Source organism: Methylocystis iwaonis (genome assembly GCF_027925385.1).
In the GTDB taxonomy this organism is placed as follows: Bacteria; Pseudomonadota; Alphaproteobacteria; order Rhizobiales; family Beijerinckiaceae; genus Methylocystis; species Methylocystis iwaonis.
In genome coordinates, this window is record NZ_AP027142.1 from 86,019 (window position 1) to 101,697 (window position 15,679).

16 protein-coding genes and 1 tRNA gene are annotated in these 15,679 nt (G+C 63.8%); 4 read left to right on the forward strand and 13 right to left on the reverse strand.

Features of this window, described 5'->3' with window-relative positions; genetic code table 11:
• The first annotated feature begins 28 nt into the window (after positions 1 to 28).
• Together QMG84_RS00410 and QMG84_RS00415 are read left to right on the forward strand one after the other, a co-directional pair.
• Positions 29 to 553, forward strand: a complete 525-nt coding sequence (locus tag QMG84_RS00410; RefSeq protein WP_281929662.1) for a TlpA disulfide reductase family protein — start codon at positions 29 to 31, stop codon at positions 551 to 553.
• A gap of 519 nt (positions 554 to 1,072) precedes the next feature.
• Positions 1,073 to 1,612 (forward strand): hypothetical protein, encoded by a 540-nt coding sequence (locus tag QMG84_RS00415; RefSeq protein ID WP_281929663.1) that lies wholly within the window; start codon positions 1,073 to 1,075, stop codon positions 1,610 to 1,612.
• A gap of 63 nt (positions 1,613 to 1,675) precedes the next feature.
• On the opposite strand, the gene QMG84_RS00420 is transcribed toward QMG84_RS00415, so the two are convergent.
• Positions 1,676 to 2,803 carry an acyltransferase family protein gene (locus tag QMG84_RS00420; protein WP_281929665.1) on the reverse strand — a complete coding sequence of 376 codons (1,128 nt, stop codon included), beginning with the start codon at positions 2,801 to 2,803 and terminating at the stop codon, positions 1,676 to 1,678.
• 423 nt (positions 2,804 to 3,226) lie between these two features.
• Positions 3,227 to 3,302: transfer RNA gene (locus QMG84_RS00425), tRNA-Phe, on the reverse strand.
• Between the two features lie 132 nt (positions 3,303 to 3,434).
• On the opposite strand from QMG84_RS00425, the gene QMG84_RS00430 reads away from it, so the two are divergent.
• Positions 3,435 to 3,788, forward strand: coding sequence for a RidA family protein (locus tag QMG84_RS00430; RefSeq protein ID WP_202071014.1), 354 nt, complete (start codon positions 3,435 to 3,437; stop codon positions 3,786 to 3,788).
• Here QMG84_RS00430 and QMG84_RS00435 read toward each other — a convergent pair.
• Positions 3,772 to 4,554, reverse strand: coding sequence for a HesA/MoeB/ThiF family protein (locus tag QMG84_RS00435; protein WP_281929667.1), 783 nt, complete (start codon positions 4,552 to 4,554; stop codon positions 3,772 to 3,774). The two genes, QMG84_RS00430 and QMG84_RS00435, sit on opposite strands and share 17 nt — an antisense overlap.
• Positions 4,555 to 4,647: 93 nt before the next feature.
• Here QMG84_RS00435 and QMG84_RS00440 point away from each other — a divergent pair, with 93 nt between their 5' ends.
• Complete coding sequence (locus QMG84_RS00440; protein WP_281929668.1) at positions 4,648 to 5,034, forward strand: hypothetical protein; 387 nt, start codon at positions 4,648 to 4,650, stop codon at positions 5,032 to 5,034.
• Here QMG84_RS00440 and QMG84_RS00445 read toward each other — a convergent pair.
• From QMG84_RS00445 to ilvN, 10 genes are all read right to left on the reverse strand, one after another.
• A complete protein-coding gene (locus QMG84_RS00445; RefSeq protein WP_281929669.1) occupies positions 4,984 to 6,072 on the reverse strand; it encodes a glycosyltransferase family 4 protein in 1,089 nt (362 codons plus the stop codon). The genes QMG84_RS00440 and QMG84_RS00445 overlap by 51 nt on opposite strands.
• 1 nt (position 6,073) lies before the next feature.
• Positions 6,074 to 6,934 carry a UDP-2,3-diacylglucosamine diphosphatase gene (locus QMG84_RS00450; RefSeq protein ID WP_281929671.1) on the reverse strand — a complete coding sequence of 287 codons (861 nt, stop codon included), beginning with the start codon at positions 6,932 to 6,934 and terminating at the stop codon, positions 6,074 to 6,076.
• Between the two features lie 176 nt (positions 6,935 to 7,110).
• Positions 7,111 to 8,415, reverse strand: coding sequence for an HlyC/CorC family transporter (locus QMG84_RS00455; protein ID WP_281929672.1), 1,305 nt, complete (start codon positions 8,413 to 8,415; stop codon positions 7,111 to 7,113).
• 5 nt (positions 8,416 to 8,420) lie between these two features.
• Positions 8,421 to 10,229, reverse strand: coding sequence for a 3-dehydroquinate synthase (aroB, locus tag QMG84_RS00460; RefSeq protein ID WP_281929674.1), 1,809 nt, complete (start codon positions 10,227 to 10,229; stop codon positions 8,421 to 8,423).
• 46 nt (positions 10,230 to 10,275) lie between these two features.
• Positions 10,276 to 10,998: an NUDIX hydrolase gene (locus tag QMG84_RS00465; RefSeq protein WP_281929675.1), complete on the reverse strand. Its 723-nt coding sequence runs from the start codon at positions 10,996 to 10,998 to the stop codon at positions 10,276 to 10,278.
• The gene (locus QMG84_RS00470; RefSeq protein ID WP_281929676.1) at positions 10,995 to 11,906 is read right to left on the reverse strand and encodes a PhzF family phenazine biosynthesis protein; all 912 of its coding nucleotides are present in this window, start codon (positions 11,904 to 11,906) and stop codon (positions 10,995 to 10,997) included. The genes QMG84_RS00465 and QMG84_RS00470 overlap by 4 nt, the downstream gene beginning before the upstream one ends.
• Positions 11,907 to 11,918: 12 nt before the next feature.
• The gene (locus QMG84_RS00475; RefSeq protein WP_281929678.1) at positions 11,919 to 12,797 is read right to left on the reverse strand and encodes a nuclear transport factor 2 family protein; all 879 of its coding nucleotides are present in this window, start codon (positions 12,795 to 12,797) and stop codon (positions 11,919 to 11,921) included.
• 150 nt (positions 12,798 to 12,947) lie between these two features.
• A complete protein-coding gene (locus QMG84_RS00480) occupies positions 12,948 to 13,832 on the reverse strand; it encodes a nuclear transport factor 2 family protein (RefSeq protein WP_281929679.1) in 885 nt (294 codons plus the stop codon).
• Positions 13,833 to 13,896: 64 nt separating this feature from the next.
• A complete protein-coding gene (gene ilvC, locus QMG84_RS00485; protein WP_202071003.1) occupies positions 13,897 to 14,916 on the reverse strand; it encodes a ketol-acid reductoisomerase in 1,020 nt (339 codons plus the stop codon).
• A gap of 134 nt (positions 14,917 to 15,050) precedes the next feature.
• On the reverse strand, positions 15,051 to 15,602 hold the full coding sequence (ilvN, locus tag QMG84_RS00490; protein ID WP_281929681.1) for an acetolactate synthase small subunit: 552 nt from the start codon (positions 15,600 to 15,602) through the stop codon (positions 15,051 to 15,053).
• Positions 15,603 to 15,679 lie beyond the last annotated feature (77 nt).

Below are 15,679 nucleotides of genomic sequence, written 5' to 3' on the forward strand. Positions count from 1 at the left end.
CGCCCTCGCTCTCGAGGGGGCGTTGTCCTTGTCGCCGGCGCAAGCTCAGGCCGACATGCCGGCGCTGCAAACCAATAGTTCGCAATTCGTCGAACTGAGGCCCAGGTCTGACGCGCCCCAGCTTTCCTTGGAGAGACTCGACGGAAAGTCGATGCGACTGGACGCTTTCCGAGGAAAAGTGATTCTCATGGCCTTCTGGGCGACATGGTGCCCGCCCTGTCGAAGAGAATTGCCCTCGCTGCAGCGTTTGAGGGCGCAGGCGAATCCTCGCAAGCTCGAAATCGTCCCGATCTCCGTCGATACGCAGGGAAAAAATGCCGTCGCAGGGTTTCTGCAGCGCATGGACGTGAACGAACTCCCCATTTATCTGGATAACCGGCAAAAGATCGCCGCCCGCGCAGATGCAGAAGCAAATGCGCCGTTCACCCTCTACGGGATGCCGATAACTTATGTGATAGATAAACGTGGTTCGGTCGTCGGTTACATCACGGGCGAAGTCGATTGGACGTCGCGGGAAGCCATGTCTTTCCTGACATATTTCACAGAGCAATGAACTTACGGCTTCGGGGGACAGACCGGATTGTCGCAGTGCTTCGCGTTTGGAAATAAGTCTGTCGACACCGGCCAGCCAAGGAAACCGCCCCCCGCGATAATGAATGACGGGGTCATGGGCATTCCGAGATCGGCCGCAAGGCGCGCCTGCCCCGCAAGACATCATGGTTGCGACATCGCGCGCCGCGTCAGCAATAGTCTTTTCAAGCTTCGGATGCCGATTCATCCCTATACGCGCTCATCGTGAGGCGACATCTCGTTCGTTCATCTCAAAGACCTGCGCGAACGTAAAGGCGCAAGGACAGCGCGATCCTCGCGGTGATCGACGCTGGGTTTGGAGGGGCGGCGCCGATCAGACTTTTGGTTCGCGCAATCTCACCCGAGGTTACGCATGAGACGCCAGTAGCGCTCCCGAGACACAATCTCTTTCGTCTTTCCGCAATTGCAACAGTAACCATCCAGCGACTTTTCCGAAATCATCTTCGTTGCGTCGCCGCTTCCACTAAAGGAAACTGGACCTATGAATATGCAATTTTTCACGCGGTTTTTCGCCGCCGCCGGCATTATGCTCGCTCTGCCCGCCCAGGCAGACGACACAAAAAGTCTCGTCGTCGCCTTGCGCGGCGCCGCAATAGGCCAGGTAAGGCCTGTGCCAAGGACGCCACAAGGCTCGACGCAAGCCAACTGCTTCGATCTTCAACTGGTCGACGTGCGGAAGGGCGAAATCATTGGAACCGCGACCGACTGCCTGTCGGATGTCACGCCGGAGGGCAATGGGACATCGCTGACCGCCACGACCATTTTCCATTTCCGCGAGGGTACTCTGGTGTCGCGCGGCCGCACGACGGTTCAACCTGTAAGCCCTACCGCCGCTCCGTCTCCCGCGACGCACATCACAGGTTCGATCCCCGTACCGGGAAGCAATGAAGTTCTTTCTGGCGACGGCAGGTTTCGTGGAAAGGCCGCGACAGTCCGTCTCTCCGGCGCGGTCGATTTGAGCCAGCTTGCAAGCGCGAACAAGATCGCGTTCGACTGTATTTTCGTTATTGACTTTCTGTAATCCGTAGTACGAAGCGGCGGGCCGACCTGCGACGCTCGGTCCGCCGATTGCCTTTGCAATTGTTCAAGTCTCCAAAGACTGCTCGATCTTGATTGGCGCAATGCGAAACATTCTCGGCCGCTCGAAAAGCCAGCGCCAACCCAATCGCTCGGCGGCATGATAGATCGATAGCGCGCCCATTAGGCCCGAACAGGTGACGATCATCGAGACGAGGCCTACGTCGCTGATGACGCCGGTTTTCACCAGAACAGCGCGCGCCAGCGCCATCGGCAGGAAGAATGCGAGATAGATTGCAATAGAGCGCCGGCCGAAGTAGCGGAACACGCCGAAGACCTTCACCTCCGCCAGGAGCGCAGCGACTGAAATTACGGCGAGCGCGCCGAAGAGACCTAGAAGGAACGATACTAACGGGAATTGCGCATAGCCGACAGACACGAGGAGCCCGTTCAGGACGCCCCAAACCAGGAGGCCGAAGAATCCCTGCGCCGGGCGAGACCGAACCGCCGCCGCAAAAGCAAAGATTTCTGACGAGAAGATATATCCCGTGAGGAAAAAAACGTATCGCGCCGCAAATTCGTCGATGAGTAGCACACCAGTGTGGAAATGAGCGACCTCTAAGGCGCCGGCGAGGACGTAGAGCAAGAGCGGCGGCACGCCCTTCAGCAGCTTCGTGGTCACGAAAAAGACAGACAGGATATAGACGAACCAGAGCGTCCCGAAGGGCTCGACAAAAGCTGTCAGATAATCTCGAAGGGCCGTCCAGCCGTCTGAATGGGCGATGATGGCGGGGGCTTTGAAGGCGAATTGTATCGTCAGCCAAAGAACGTAGAAATAGGCAAAATGCAGGACTTTGCGGTCGAGATATAACCGCCAGTCCCGTTCGATCGTCTTGGCAAGGAACAAGCCCGAGATCAGAAAGAAATCAGGCATCCTGAACGGCTTTGCAAACTCGACGAACGGGTGAACGAAACCCTCCGACGACAGCGCATTTTCAACTCCCAGCGTCGAATGCATCATAACGACGAGCACAATGCAAAAGCCTTTGGCGTAATCGACCCAATCCACCCGCGCGTCTTCCGCCAGTTTGGAACGTCTGAGGAAGATCGCCGCCCGAATGCTTTGATTGGGGCCGATTTCGAGCTCAGGCGCAATTGGCCCGTTATCTGCGAAATTTCCCGCAACTGAGCTCATGCGGTCCTCCAGAATTGAGCTTGCGAATTACAGCGAATTTCAGAAGCCAATTCGCGTGGCGCCCACGCAGAGGTTACGAAGGCGCTCACGAATAAAGTGGAGGCTACCATTAATAGTAAATTCTCGATTCCATTCGAAGCACGGACAACCGCCGCTCCTTTGGCGTTGAGACGGCATCGGCAGATAGCAACGAACCCGCGGCGCTCGGACGCGCTACGCACCCGGTAACCTGTCGCGCATGGTGACGCTCAAGGGTTGACGATGGCCATTTCGAATGTCGCGAAAGTAGAGGCGGACGCCTTTCTAGCAAGGGGCCAGCAAGGGCGCGGAGGTAAGTCGCCGAATATCGGAGCGTACGATTGCGAAGAGAGGGGCGCCCGCGGGGCTCCCTTAAATTAAGAGCAGGATTTCGGAGGATGGGAGTGGTGCCCAGGGGCGGAATCGAACCACCGACACTGCGATTTTCAGTCGCATGCTCTACCAACTGAGCTACCTGGGCGCGCGCGCAGCGCGTGGAGGGGCTTATAGAAAGGGCTTCGCCTCTTGTCCAGCGGGCGAGCGAAACTTTTCTCGCTTCTTGCCGGCCGGCCGAGCTTCGCCTAAACCCTCGGCGCAAACTCCGGGAGGCATTATGAGTGATATCAGGCGAATTGGCGCGGGCCCGCGCATGAGCAAGGCGGTCGTGCGCGGCAACGCCGTCTATACGGCGGGCCAGGTGGCCGAAAAGACCAAGGGCGGCTCCGTCGCCGACCAGACGCGGGAAATTCTCGGCCTGATCGACGAGCTGCTCGCCGAGGCCGGCAGCGAGAAGGCGAAGATCCTCTCCGTCACCATCTATCTTTCCGACATTTCGACCTTTCCCGAGATGAACAGCGTCTGGGACGTCTGGGTCGACAAGCAGAACCCGCCCGCCCGCGCGACGGTCGAGGCGAAGCTCGTGGCGCCGGAATATAAGGTCGAGATCGCCGTTATCGCGGCGAAGTAGTCCCCGACAGCAGATTCTCGGGGTCCCAGGCGTAGCGCAAAGTCTCGAAGCGCATCGCGAGCGTGTCGATCAGGAGCAGGCGGCCGACGAGCCCCTCTCCGAAACCGACAATCTCGCGAATCACTTCGAGCGCCATCATGGAGCCGGCGACGCCCGTCAAAGCGCCGAGAATGCCGGCCTCCTCGCAGCTCGGCACGGTTCCGGGCGGCGGCGGCTCCGGGAAGAGGCAGCGATAGGTGGGGTTGGGGGCGCCGTCCGCCCCCGCCTCGAAGGGGCGCAGCGTCGTGAGCGAGGCGTCGAACCCGCCGACCGCGGCCGTGACCAGCGGCTTTTTCTCGTAAAAGCACGCGTCCGACACCAGATAGCGGGTGGCGAAATTGTCCGAGCCGTCCGCCACGACGTCGTAGCGCGCGATCAGGGCCCGCGCATTGTCTTCGGTGAGCCGCATCGCATGCTGCTCCACCCGGACATGCGGATTGAGGCGGGCGATGGCTTCCCGGGCGCTTTCGACCTTCAGGCGACCGACGCCGTAAGTCTCGTGGATGATCTGACGCTGCAGATTGGAGAGGGATACGGCGTCATTATCCACGATGCCGATCGTGCCCACGCCGGCGGCGGCGAGATATTGCAGCAAGGGCGCGCCGAGCCCACCCGCGCCGACGACCAGCACCCGCGCCGCCTTGAGCTTCTGCTGGCCCGGCCCGCCGATTTCGCGCAAAACAAGATGGCGGGCGTAGCGTTCGATCTCCTCCGGCGAGAGGCTCATTCTGTCTTCCTGTAACGGCGCTTGCATAACGCGCCAGCTCGGCGATGCTGCGTTCCGTCGCCGATTCGCTCGGCACAGCAGGCGGTCCTTTTCATGACCATAACCTCTTCGTCGCCCGCCCTCCAACAGGCGGATTACGAGGCGCTGGAATCGGCGCTCATGGCGACGGCGCGCGGCCGCTTATTCCTCGCTGAATATGCGCGGCGCGCGCGCGGGTCGGACAACGCCCGTCTGCTGGCGGCGATCGACCGGCTGGGGGCGCGGCTCGACGCGCAAGCCGGCGCGATTGCGGGTTTGGCCGGGGAGGCCGTTGAGGGCGACGGCCCTGATGGGGAAACTACGGCGCACGCAGAACAATGCGCGCCCGTTATCGCCGCTCCTCGACCCGAACAGACGTCCCCCGCCGACGACCCGCGCCTCGGGGCGCTATCACGGCTGGACGGTCTGCCCCTTGTCGACCGCCTCGCGCTGTTCTCCTGACTTCTTCAGGGCCGCGAGACCGACCGCGCCGAGCGACGCCGCGCCGCGCGCATAGGCAATATTGTCCAGAAACTCGCGGGCGCAATTTTCCCAGGTAAAGGAACACGCATAGGCGTGGGCCGCCTCACGCGGGATGTCGAGCGCGGCCAGCGCCGCCGCGCGCAGATCCTCGTCCAATACGCCGACATTGCTGCCGCCCACCACATCGAGCGGCCCCATCACCGGATAGGCCGCCACCGGCAGGCCGCAGGCGAGCGCCTCCAGCAGCACAATGCCGAACGTGTCGGTGCGGCTGGGGAAGACAAAGACGTCGGAAGACGCGTAAAGCGCGGCCAGCTCGGAAGGCGTCTTGAAGCCGAGGAAACGCGCGTCAGGGAATCGGGCCTCCAGCGCCGCGCGGTCGGGGCCGTCGCCGGCGATGAGCTTCGTTCCCGGCAGATCGAGCGCGAGGAAGGCCTCGACGTTCTTCTCCACGGCCAAGCGCCCGGCATAGAGGAAAATCGGCCGGGGGAAATCGAGCGGGATTTTCGCTGTCGGCGTGAAGATCGAATGGTCGACGCCGCGCGACCAGCGCAGCAGGCGGCGAAACCCGCGCGCGTCGAGTTCGCGCGCCAGGCTCGGCGTCGCGACCATCACGCCGGCGCCGGCGTTATGGAAGCGGCGTAGCGCGGCATAGGCTAGGCCCACCGGCAGGCCGGTGCGCGCATGGATATATTCGGGGAAGCGCGTGTGGAAGCTCGTCGTGAAGACGCGCTTGTCCCGCAGGCACACGGCCCGCGCCGCAAGGCCGATGGGGCCTTCGGTCGCGATATGGATATGGTCGTAGCCCTCGGCCAACCGGCGGCGCACGGCGCGGGGCGTCGCCAGTGCGAGCGATATCTCGCGATAGGTCGGCATGGGAAAGGAATTGAAGTCGCGGGGCGTGAGAAAATCGATCTCGGCGCCGAGAGGCGGCGCCGCCTGCGCGATTGATTCCAGAGACCGCACGACGCCGTTGACTTGCGGGCGCCACGCATCCGTCGCAACAAGTATCCGCATCTTACGCAGCCGCCGCCTTCGGCGCAGGCAGCGCCTTCACAGGCTGATTGGCCGACGCGACCGCGCGCTCAGCCGCCGTCGTGCGCCAGCGCAGGATTTCGAAACTACCGTCCTCATGCTCGGCGATGGCCGTGCAGCTCTCGACGAAATCGCCGGTGTTCACATAAAGCATGCCGTTGATCGTCTTGATCGTCGCATGATGGATATGGCCGCAAACGACGCCATCGACGCCGCGGCGCTCGGCCTCGGCGGCGAGGGTCTCCTCGAAATCGCCGATGAAATTGACCGCTTCTTTGACCTTCAGCTTCGCCCAGGCGGAGAAGGACCAATAGCCGACGCCGAACAAGCGGCGCGCGCGGTTGAGGACCGTATTGGCCGCGATGGCGGCGTCATAGGCCCAGTCTCCGAGCAAAGCGAGCCAGCGGGCGTTGCGCACGACGATATCGAATTCGTCGCCATGGATGACGAGCATTTTCTTGCCCGTCGCGGTCTCGTGTATCGCATGATGCATGACCTCGACGCCGCCGAAGGTCAGGCCGGTATAGTCGCGCGCGAATTCATCGTGATTGCCGGGGACGTAAATGACACGCGCGCCCTTGCGCACCCTGCGCAGCAGCTTCTGCACCACATCATTGTGCGCCTGCGGCCAATGCCAGCCTTTGCGCAGCTTCCAGCCGTCCACAATGTCGCCGACGAGATAGATCGTCTCGGCGTCATTGTGCTTGAGGAAATCCAGCAGCAGATGCGCCTGTGAGGCCTTGGCGCCGAGATGCAGGTCGGAAAGGAAGAGGGTGCGGTAGCGCTTGGGCTCGGGCTCGACCGCCAGATTGGCGCGGAAGTTCGCAAGATTCTGTTCGGGCATGAGCGTGTTCGCCTCCCCGCCATCGGATTAGTCTTGCGTCATTCAACAGATTCAGGTCACAACGAGATGACAGAGGGGTGGGCGTCCCCGTCATTGCGAACGCAGCGAAGAAATCCAGGAGCCGCGGTGGCCGCCCTGGATTGCTTCGCTGCGTTCGCAATGACGGCGGGATCAGCTCAAATCCCCGCCTCGGCCTCCTGCGGCGTCACCCGCAGCGCGGTCACGCGATTTCGGATCCGGCGCATCACCTCGAAGCGGAAGCCGTGAAAGGTGAAGACCTGGCCGGCCTCGGGGATCGCGCCCGCCTCGTGGATCACGAGGCCGGCGATGGTCGTCGCCTCCTCGTCCGGCAGGCTCCAGGCCATGACGCGGTTGAGATCGCGCACCGGCACTGCGCCATCGACCAGAACCGAACCGTCCGGTTGCGGTCGAACGCCCTGCACGGCGAGATCGTGCTCGTCACGGATGTCGCCGACGATCTCCTCCAGAATGTCTTCGAGCGTGACGAGGCCCATCACCTCGCCATATTCATCGACGACCAGCGCGAAATGCGTCTTGCGCTTGAGGAAGGCCTCGAGCTGATCTTCGAGCGTCGTCGCCTCCGGCACGAACCAGGGGGCGAACATCACCTCGTCGACGTCGATCTTCGCGGCGTCGCCGCCAGCGGCGTCCAGCGCCCGCAGCAGATCCTTCGAATGCAGCACGCCGACGAAATTATCCGGCCGCTCCCGCCACAGCGGCAGGCGCGTAAACGGCGACGACAGCACCTCGCGCACGATCTGGACAGGAGGAAGGTCGGCGTCGATCGTGCGCATTTTGGTGCGGTGGATCATCACATCCGCGACATGCAGCACCTGCAAATCGAGCACGCCGCCGAACATATCGCGCGCCGAGCGCTCGACCTCGCCCTCTTCATGCAGAATATCGACCGCGCCCTTGAGCTCCTCATAGGGCGAGATCACCGTTCGGCCGTGGCCGATCTCCACGCCCACGAGACCCAGCACGGACCGCACGATCCATTCCACCGCCGCGAGCAACGGCCCGAAGATGGAAACAAAAGGCGTGATGAAGCGCGCGACGCGCAGCGACATGGCGTCGGGGTGATTGATCGCGAGGGTTTTCGGGAGAACCTCGGCAAAGACCAGAAGCAAAACCGTCATGAGGATCGTCGCATAGACCGCGCCGTTCTCTCCAGCGACCGCCGTCAGCACGCTCGTGGTGAAGGCCGAGCCGCCAATATTCACCAGAGTGCTGCCGAGCAGCAGCGCCGCGATCATGCGGTTGCGCTGGCGCAGCAGGCGGTTGACGGTTCCGGCGCGCTTGTCGCCCTCTTTTTCGAGCGTATGCATGCGGGCGTGCGAGGCCGCCGTCAGCGCCGTCTCGGAGCCGGAGAAGAAAGCCGACAGCAGAACGCAGGCGATGACGACGAGCACGTCCGTCCACGCGAAAGACCCGCCGCCCCCGGTGTCGAGCCCATGCATGACCGTTACCGCGCCAGTTCGTCGTTGAGGAAGCCAAGAACCTCGGTCGGCTCGACCGACTTCGCGATGAAAGCTTCGCCGATCGCGCGCAGGAGGATGAAGGTCAGCGCGCCGGCTTCGACCTTTTTATCCTGATACATGGCGCTGACGATGGCGTGAACGTCGGCGTTCCAGCCGGGGATCTGCCGAATTTCTGTCGGCAGTCCGACGCTCGCGAGGTGCCGCGCAATGCGGTCGGCGTCTTCCCGCGAGCAGAGGCCGAGGCGCGCGGAAAAGCGCGCGGCGCAGGCCATGCCGATGGCGACGCCCTCGCCATGGACGAGCCGCTCGCTGTCGTAGCCCGTGAGCAGCTCGAAGGCGTGACCGAAAGTGTGGCCGAGATTGAGCAAAGCGCGGTCGCCTTGCTCTGTTTCGTCCCGCGCGACGATCATCGCCTTGGTCTCGCAGCTCACCGCCACGGCGCAAATCTGCTCGACGCGGCTGTGGAACACCGCCTCGACGTCGGCCTCCAGCCATTCGAAGAAGCGCTTGTCGCCGATGAGGCCATATTTCACCACCTCAGCGTAGCCGGCGCGGAACTCGCGCAGGGAGAGGGTGCGCAGAACGTCGACGTCGGCCAGCACCAGCAAGGGCTGGTGGAAGGCGCCGAGGAGATTCTTGCCGAAGGAGGAGTTGATCCCGGTCTTGCCGCCAACCGAGGAATCGACCTGCGAGAGGAGCGTCGTCGGGATTTGCACAAAGCGCGAGCCGCGCCGCACGCTCGCGGCGACATAGCCCGCAAGATCGCCGACGACGCCGCCGCCGAAGGCGACGATCAGGTCGCGGCGCTCGATCTTGGCTTCTAACACCTCGTCGCAGACGCGCCCGAAGGTCGCGAGCGATTTGGAGCCTTCGCCGGGCTTCACGACGATCGTCGTATAGCGGATGCCCGCCTTTTTCAGGCTTTCTTCGAGCGTGGCCAGATGCAGCCGGGCGACATTCTCGTCGGTGACGATGGCGCAGGCCGCCCCGGGCGCGACGCGCTTGATATGCTCGCCCGCCTCTTCGAGGAGGTTGGAGCCGATGAGAATGTCGTAGGAACGCCCGCCCAGCGCGACATGCACGGTCTCTCGATGCGCTGCGCCCTGCTCGGTCTGCGGACGGTCCAAATGCAGATGGGTCATGGCCTTGGTAAAATCCTTCTTCTGCGCGGCGCGGGCGGCGGCGACGCGCGGCAGGCTGGCGAAAAGGGCGTCGAGCGTCTCCTCCACCATAACGTCCTGCGGCTCGTCGCGCGATTGAACGCGGATGTCGGCGAGCTCATAGACCGGCCGGCGTTTTTCGAGGAGCTGGCGCAGCGTTTCTTCGGGGTCGTCGGTGTGGAGCAGCGGGCGGTCGTTCTTGCGGCGCACGCGCTTCATCAGCGTCTTCAGATCGGCGTCGAGCCAGACGGAGATCGCCCGTTCGCCGATGCGCTCGCGCGTGCGCGGGTCCATGAAAGCGCCGCCCCCGGTGGCCAGCACCATCGGCCCCGCATTGAGGAGCCGCATGATCACCCGGCGCTCGCCGTCGCGAAAGTAGCGCTCGCCATATTTGGCGAAGATTTCGGGGATCGTCATGCCGGCGGCCGCCGTGACGATCTCGGCGTCGGCGTCCACGAAGGGCAATCCCAGCCGCGCCGCGAGGCGCTGGCCGATCGCGCTCTTGCCCGAGCCCATCATGCCGACGAAGACGAGGGCCCGGCCGGCAAGCCCGGCCCGGATGGCGGCAATGCGCTCGTCTCCGGCGCAGGGCGTGGGCGCCGGCGCCGCGCCGAAGGTTTCCGTTCGTGTCATGGCCGGCAATCTATACCGAGCAAAGTGGAAATTCAGCCGGGGAATTTCAGGCCCAAGCAGCCGCATGGGCCAGAAAAGCGGTCATGAAGGGCGGAAGGCGTGGATCGGCGTGACGCCCCGGCGCCAGCATATGCGCATCGCTGAGCTCGGGCTTGGGCTCTCCCGCAATATGCGCGCGCACCTGTTCTCTTATCGCCGAGGCCGGCGCCGGCCAGTCGAGCCGCTTGAGGCAGGCGATGCGCTGGCCATCGAAAATCACGCTCCAGCCCGGCGCCGCGACGCCCTCAGTGGCGTGAAGGCCGGTCTCTTCGAGAAGCTCGCGCACGAGACTTCCCTCCAGATCGACCACGCCGCCCTCGATGACATCGGAGGGGTCGGGCGTGCCGCCGGGAAAATAGCGGTAGCCGGCGACAGAATGGCCGGGGCCCATCTCGCCCAGGAGATAGCAGCCGTCGCTGGAGCGCACGGCCGGCATGGCGAAGCAATTGAAAACACTCGTATCTCGCCAGCCGAGCTCGCGCCAGCCGAGGAAATACGAAAAGCGGGTCTCGAAGGCGTCGAGCTTGAGAGTCCGATGGCCGGCGTCCTCGACGACCTCGGCGCGGCAGGCGAGCAGCACGGGCCCGTCATAGAGGGTCGGATTATGCGCGACCCGCTCGGCCCAATGCCGGTCCATCTCCTCGGCCGCCGCCTCGGCGTAAGCCCAATGATGGGCGACGAGGCGGCAATCGAGCCGGTCGACCTCGACAATCCGCGGCGCGTCGCTCAAATGAACAGCCTCCCCTGCCCGACGCGCACCACCTGGCCGCCAAGGGCGATTCGCGTCAGCTCCCGGTTCTCGACCGCCATCCGCAAGGTGATGCGCGACGGCCGGCCCATTGCGTGCCCCTGCTCGATGAAGAGCTGATGCTCGCCGTCGGCGGGACGTTCGAACTCCAGCGCCACGCCAGCAAAGGCCGCAGCGGCGGCGCCAGTTGCGGGATCTTCGTCTATGCCGACCCCATTGGCAAACATTCGGGCGTTGATGGCGCAGGCCGTATCGACTGTCTCTCTCGTATAAAGATAGGCGCCGACGGCCGCGCCCAGCGCCGCGGAAAAAGCATCCGGCGACCGGCGGGCCCGATCGAGAACTTCGCGCGAGCGCAGAGGAACGAAGACGAAGGCCGGGCCGGCCGCGTAAACGACCGGGACATGCGCGCCAAAGCCGATGTCCTCGACCGAAAGCGACAAGGCCGTGGCGAGCGCTGCGGCGGACGGCGCGCCGTCGTGGCGCTGCGGCGTGAAGGGCGGCGTGACTTCGACATAAGTCGCTTTGCCGAAGCCCCGCAACGCCTCGCAGCGCAGCACGCCGATCTGGGCCTCCAGCGCCACCACGATCCCATGCCGGGAGAGAAGCTCGCCCGCCCGCTGCTCCGCCAAAAGAGCGGCCGCGCCGATAGTCGGGTGGCCGGCGAAGGGCAGCTCGCGCTTGGGCGTAAAAATGCGGATGCGGCCGCTGTTCGTCGAATCCCGCGGCTCCGAGAGGAACACCGTCTCGCTGAGATTGAACTCGCGGGCGACGTCCTGCATCTCGGCGTCCCGCAACGGCGCGTCGAGCTCCACGACCGCAAGCGGATTGCCCGCGAAGCGGCGGTCGGTGAACACGTCGAGGAGGTGATAGGAGAGGCTTCTCGTCACGTCTCTCTCGAACTAGCCCTGCATCTGAAGGAGCGCGACATTGTCGCGGAACTCCACGAGCTCGACGATCATCCCGTCTTCGAAGCGTACGAAATTCGCAAGGTCGACAACGCCGCGCCGGCCCGTGCCGCGGTGGCGCCACTCCACGGAGCGGCGAACGGCGAGCGCCCCGCCATCGACGATCATCTCCGGCGCCGCGCCGCCTACCTGCTCGAATTCCATGCCCACAGTCCGGATGATATTGGTGAGAGCGTCGATCCCGCGGTGGCGGCCCGCATAGAATATCTTCGAGCGATCGCCGACAAATTCGCAGACGACATCCGGCGAGCAATATTGCCGGAAGAGCGCGACGTCCGGCCCCTGGCGGGAAAAGCTTCCGACGTCCGTCATCCGCTGGACCATCTCGTCCCGGGCGAGACCGGGCTCCGGCGCGCGCATCAGCTTTTCCAGACTTCCCGGCGGATCGACCGCGCGCGAGGCCGCGTGATGATCGATGAACTCGTGCATCCGCACGATCTTGTCCTTCCGCCAGCGCAGGAAATAAGCCATGTCCATGGCGTAGACTCGGCCGGTCGCACGGCGTCGCCAATTGGCGACGCAATGGAGCGCAGCGGCGGCGCCCTCGACGAGCACCGACCGAACCTCTGCGTCGAGTGGCTCATATTCGATGTCGGTGCGTCTTAAATTCTCGCGCAAGGCCTCGCGGCCACGCCACTGGCCGGTTGGAAAATAGCCGACAGTTGCGCCGTTGTGGCTGATTTCCACATCGTCGGCGAAATAGTCGAGGACGCCCGGCGCGTCGCCGGCCATGCGCCGTTTCAAGAGGTCGTGGACGCGCCTGCGCGTCTCATTGTCGGCGTCCTGGTTCGAACGCCAGTCCCACCCGTGCATTTGAGCCTGCGCCTCGAGGGCTCCATTCGCCCCGCGCCAAGCCGTCTGCCCCTCAGGCGGCTTGGCTTGTTTCTGATTAATTATGCAGGCGAGGCCGCTTTGTCGACACGCTTACGCCCGTAAGCGGCGCCAGCGAAGCCCAAATAGCAGTCAGTCCTGCATGCGTATGAGCGTGCCGGTGTCTCTGAACTCGATAAATTCGACGACTAACCCATCCTCGAATCTGACAAAATCGGCCAGCTCCGAACATCCGGCCCGACCGGTGCCACGGTGACGCCAAGCCACCTGCCGGCGTCCCGCCACTCTGGCCTCATCCGCAATCATTTCCGGCACGACAAGCGGCCATTGTTCGAAATCGACGCGGATCGCCTGGATAATGCCGAGCATCGTCTCGATCCCTTTATGACGGCCCGCATAGGGAATGCGCAGTCGATCCCCCATGAATTCGCAGACGATGTCCGGGGAGCACCATTCGCGCAGAAGGTCGAGATCGGGCCCGTCAGCTTCGAAACTGACGAGGCGGCGCGCCCGCTGTTCCATATCCTCGCGGCTCAAACCGGAGGGCAAAGGCGTCAAGAGGCTTTCGAAATTCGGCTGAATCGGCGCGGCGGACAGCGCGGGGCTATGGGCGTCGAAGAACTCATGCATCTCGACGACGCGGCCGCCAGGGCCCCAGCGCAGGAAATGGGCGGCGTCTATTGTGTAGATCTTGCTGGTGGCGTGGCGCCGCCAATCGCCCCGCCAGCGGACCGCGGCGCGTTCGCCGTCGACCATAATGTCGAGGATCTCATGCTCGAGCGGGAAATAATCCTCGTCCGTGCGGCGGAAAAGCTGGCGCAGCGCCGGGGCCCCGTTCCAAACGTCGGGCCCGACAATTCCCTCTCGCCATGCGTTGCAATAGACAACGACCCGAGGGTCGAGATAGGCGGCAAAGCGCGCGTAATCGCGGCGCATGCGCAGCTCGAGCATTTCGGAGATGAGGCGACGCATTTCCGCGGCGGTCAGCCCAACCGTGCGGTTGCCCCCACTCTGCATGCCTCCTGCCCCCGTCGCGAGAAACCGGCGCGGGAGCCCCTTCCCGCACCGGCCATATTTTGCCTTAGTTTCGCTCTTTGTCGACCAGCTTGTTCTTGCCGATCCAAGGCATCATGGCGCGAAGACGCGCGCCGACTTCCTCGATCGGATGCGCGGCGTTGCGCGCGCGCGTCGCCTTGAACGAGGTTTGGCTGACCTTGTTCTCGAGCATCCAGTCGCGGGTGAACTTACCCGACTGAATATCCTCGAGAACGCGCTTCATCTCGGCCTTGGTGTCCTTGGTGACGATGCGCGGGCCGGTGACATATTCGCCATACTCGGCCGTGTTGGAGACCGAGTAATTCATATTGGCGATGCCGCCCTCATAGATGAGGTCGACGATGAGCTTCACCTCGTGCAGGCACTCGAAATAGGCCATCTCGGGGGCGTAGCCCGCCTCGACCAGCGTCTCGAAGCCATTGCGAATCAGCTCCACGAGGCCGCCGCAGAGCACGACCTGCTCGCCGAACAGATCGGTCTCGCATTCCTCGCGGAAGGTCGTCTCGATGATGCCGGCCTTGCCGCCGCCGATCGCGGAGGCATAGGAGAGCGCAATGTCCTTGGCGTTGCCCGAGGCGTCCTGATGGACCGCGACGAGGCAAGGCACGCCGCCGCCCTTGAGATATTCGCCGCGCACCGTGTGGCCGGGGCCCTTGGGGGCGACCATCAGCACGTCGAGGTCCTTGCGCGGCTCGATGAGGTTGAAGTGGATGTTGAGGCCGTGGGCGAAGAAGAGCGCCGCGCCCTGCTTGAGGTTCGGGGCCAGCTCATTGGCGTAAATCTCGCCCTGCAGCTCGTCGGGCGTGAGCATCATGACGACGTCGGCCCATTTGGCGGCCTCCGGCACGCTCATCACCTTGAGGCCGGCGCCTTCCGCCTTGGCGGCGGAGGCGGAGCCCGGACGCAGGCCGACTGCGACCTCCGGAACGCCGCTTTCCTTCAGGTTCAACGCATGGGCAAAACCTTGGCTGCCATAGCCGATGATGGCGACCTTCTTGCCCTTGATCAGATTGATGTCGGCGTCCCGATCATAGTAAACGCGCATTTCCTGTCGTTCCCTTGGGTGTCTGTTGTTTTGGCGGATGACGGGACCGCCCATAACGTCATCGAATGTCGCGCCCCTTCTACGCGGGGCGGCCGTCAAGGTCAAAATTTGCGCCGCAACCTCGTCCGCGACGCCTAGATCTGTTCCGGTCCGCGCGAAATGGCGGCGACGCCGGTGCGCGAGACCTCGACCAGACCGATCGGGCGCATGAGATCGACAAATTCGTCGATCTTCTCGGGCCGTCCCGTCAGTTCGAAGATGAAGCTCTCGGTCGTCGCGTCGACCACCCGGGCGCGGAACGCCTCGGCAAGCTGCAGCGCGTCGTTGCGATTGTCGCCGCGCCCACGCACCTTGACCATGGCCAGCTCGCGCTCGAGCGCCCGCTTCGAGAGCGTGAGATCCGTCACCTGCCGCACGGGGACGATGCGCTCCAGTTGATGATGAATCTGCTCGATCGTCTCGGGGGCGCCGGAGGTGACGATGGTGATGCGCGAGCGATGCTCGGCATGGGCCACCTCGGCGACGGTAAGGCTCTCGATATTATAGCCGCGCCCCGAAAACAGGCCGACGACGCGGGCGAGCACGCCGGGCTCATTGTCGACGAGCACGGAAAGCGTGTGCGACTCGACCTTGGAGTTCGGCGTCGCCGCGGAATAGGGGGACGGCGGGGAAGCTGGAGCGTTCATGGGTGTCGGCCTGTTCAGCAACCGCCGTCATTGCGAGCCGAAGGCTGCGCGCAATGACAGCGCAAAAATCATGGGGC

Coding starts and splice junctions, on each gene's coding strand:
- QMG84_RS00450 (WP_281929671.1), bottom strand. CDS start 6,934: ATGCCCGAACAGAATCTTGCGAACTTCCGCGCCAATCTGGCGGTCGAG.
- QMG84_RS00455 (WP_281929672.1), bottom strand. CDS start 8,415: ATGCATGGGCTCGACACCGGGGGCGGCGGGTCTTTCGCGTGGACGGAC.
- QMG84_RS00435 (WP_281929667.1), bottom strand. CDS start 4,554: ATGAGCCTCTCGCCGGAGGAGATCGAACGCTACGCCCGCCATCTTGTT.
- ilvN (WP_281929681.1), bottom strand. CDS start 15,602: ATGAACGCTCCAGCTTCCCCGCCGTCCCCCTATTCCGCGGCGACGCCG.
- QMG84_RS00415 (WP_281929663.1), top strand. CDS start 1,073: ATGAATATGCAATTTTTCACGCGGTTTTTCGCCGCCGCCGGCATTATG.
- QMG84_RS00480 (WP_281929679.1), bottom strand. CDS start 13,832: ATGCAGAGTGGGGGCAACCGCACGGTTGGGCTGACCGCCGCGGAAATG.
- ilvC (WP_202071003.1), bottom strand. CDS start 14,916: ATGCGCGTTTACTATGATCGGGACGCCGACATCAATCTGATCAAGGGC.
- QMG84_RS00445 (WP_281929669.1), bottom strand. CDS start 6,072: ATGCGGATACTTGTTGCGACGGATGCGTGGCGCCCGCAAGTCAACGGC.
- QMG84_RS00420 (WP_281929665.1), bottom strand. CDS start 2,803: ATGAGCTCAGTTGCGGGAAATTTCGCAGATAACGGGCCAATTGCGCCT.
- QMG84_RS00440 (WP_281929668.1), top strand. CDS start 4,648: ATGACCATAACCTCTTCGTCGCCCGCCCTCCAACAGGCGGATTACGAG.
- QMG84_RS00475 (WP_281929678.1), bottom strand. CDS start 12,797: ATGCACGGGTGGGACTGGCGTTCGAACCAGGACGCCGACAATGAGACG.
- QMG84_RS00430 (WP_202071014.1), top strand. CDS start 3,435: ATGAGTGATATCAGGCGAATTGGCGCGGGCCCGCGCATGAGCAAGGCG.
- aroB (WP_281929674.1), bottom strand. CDS start 10,229: ATGACACGAACGGAAACCTTCGGCGCGGCGCCGGCGCCCACGCCCTGC.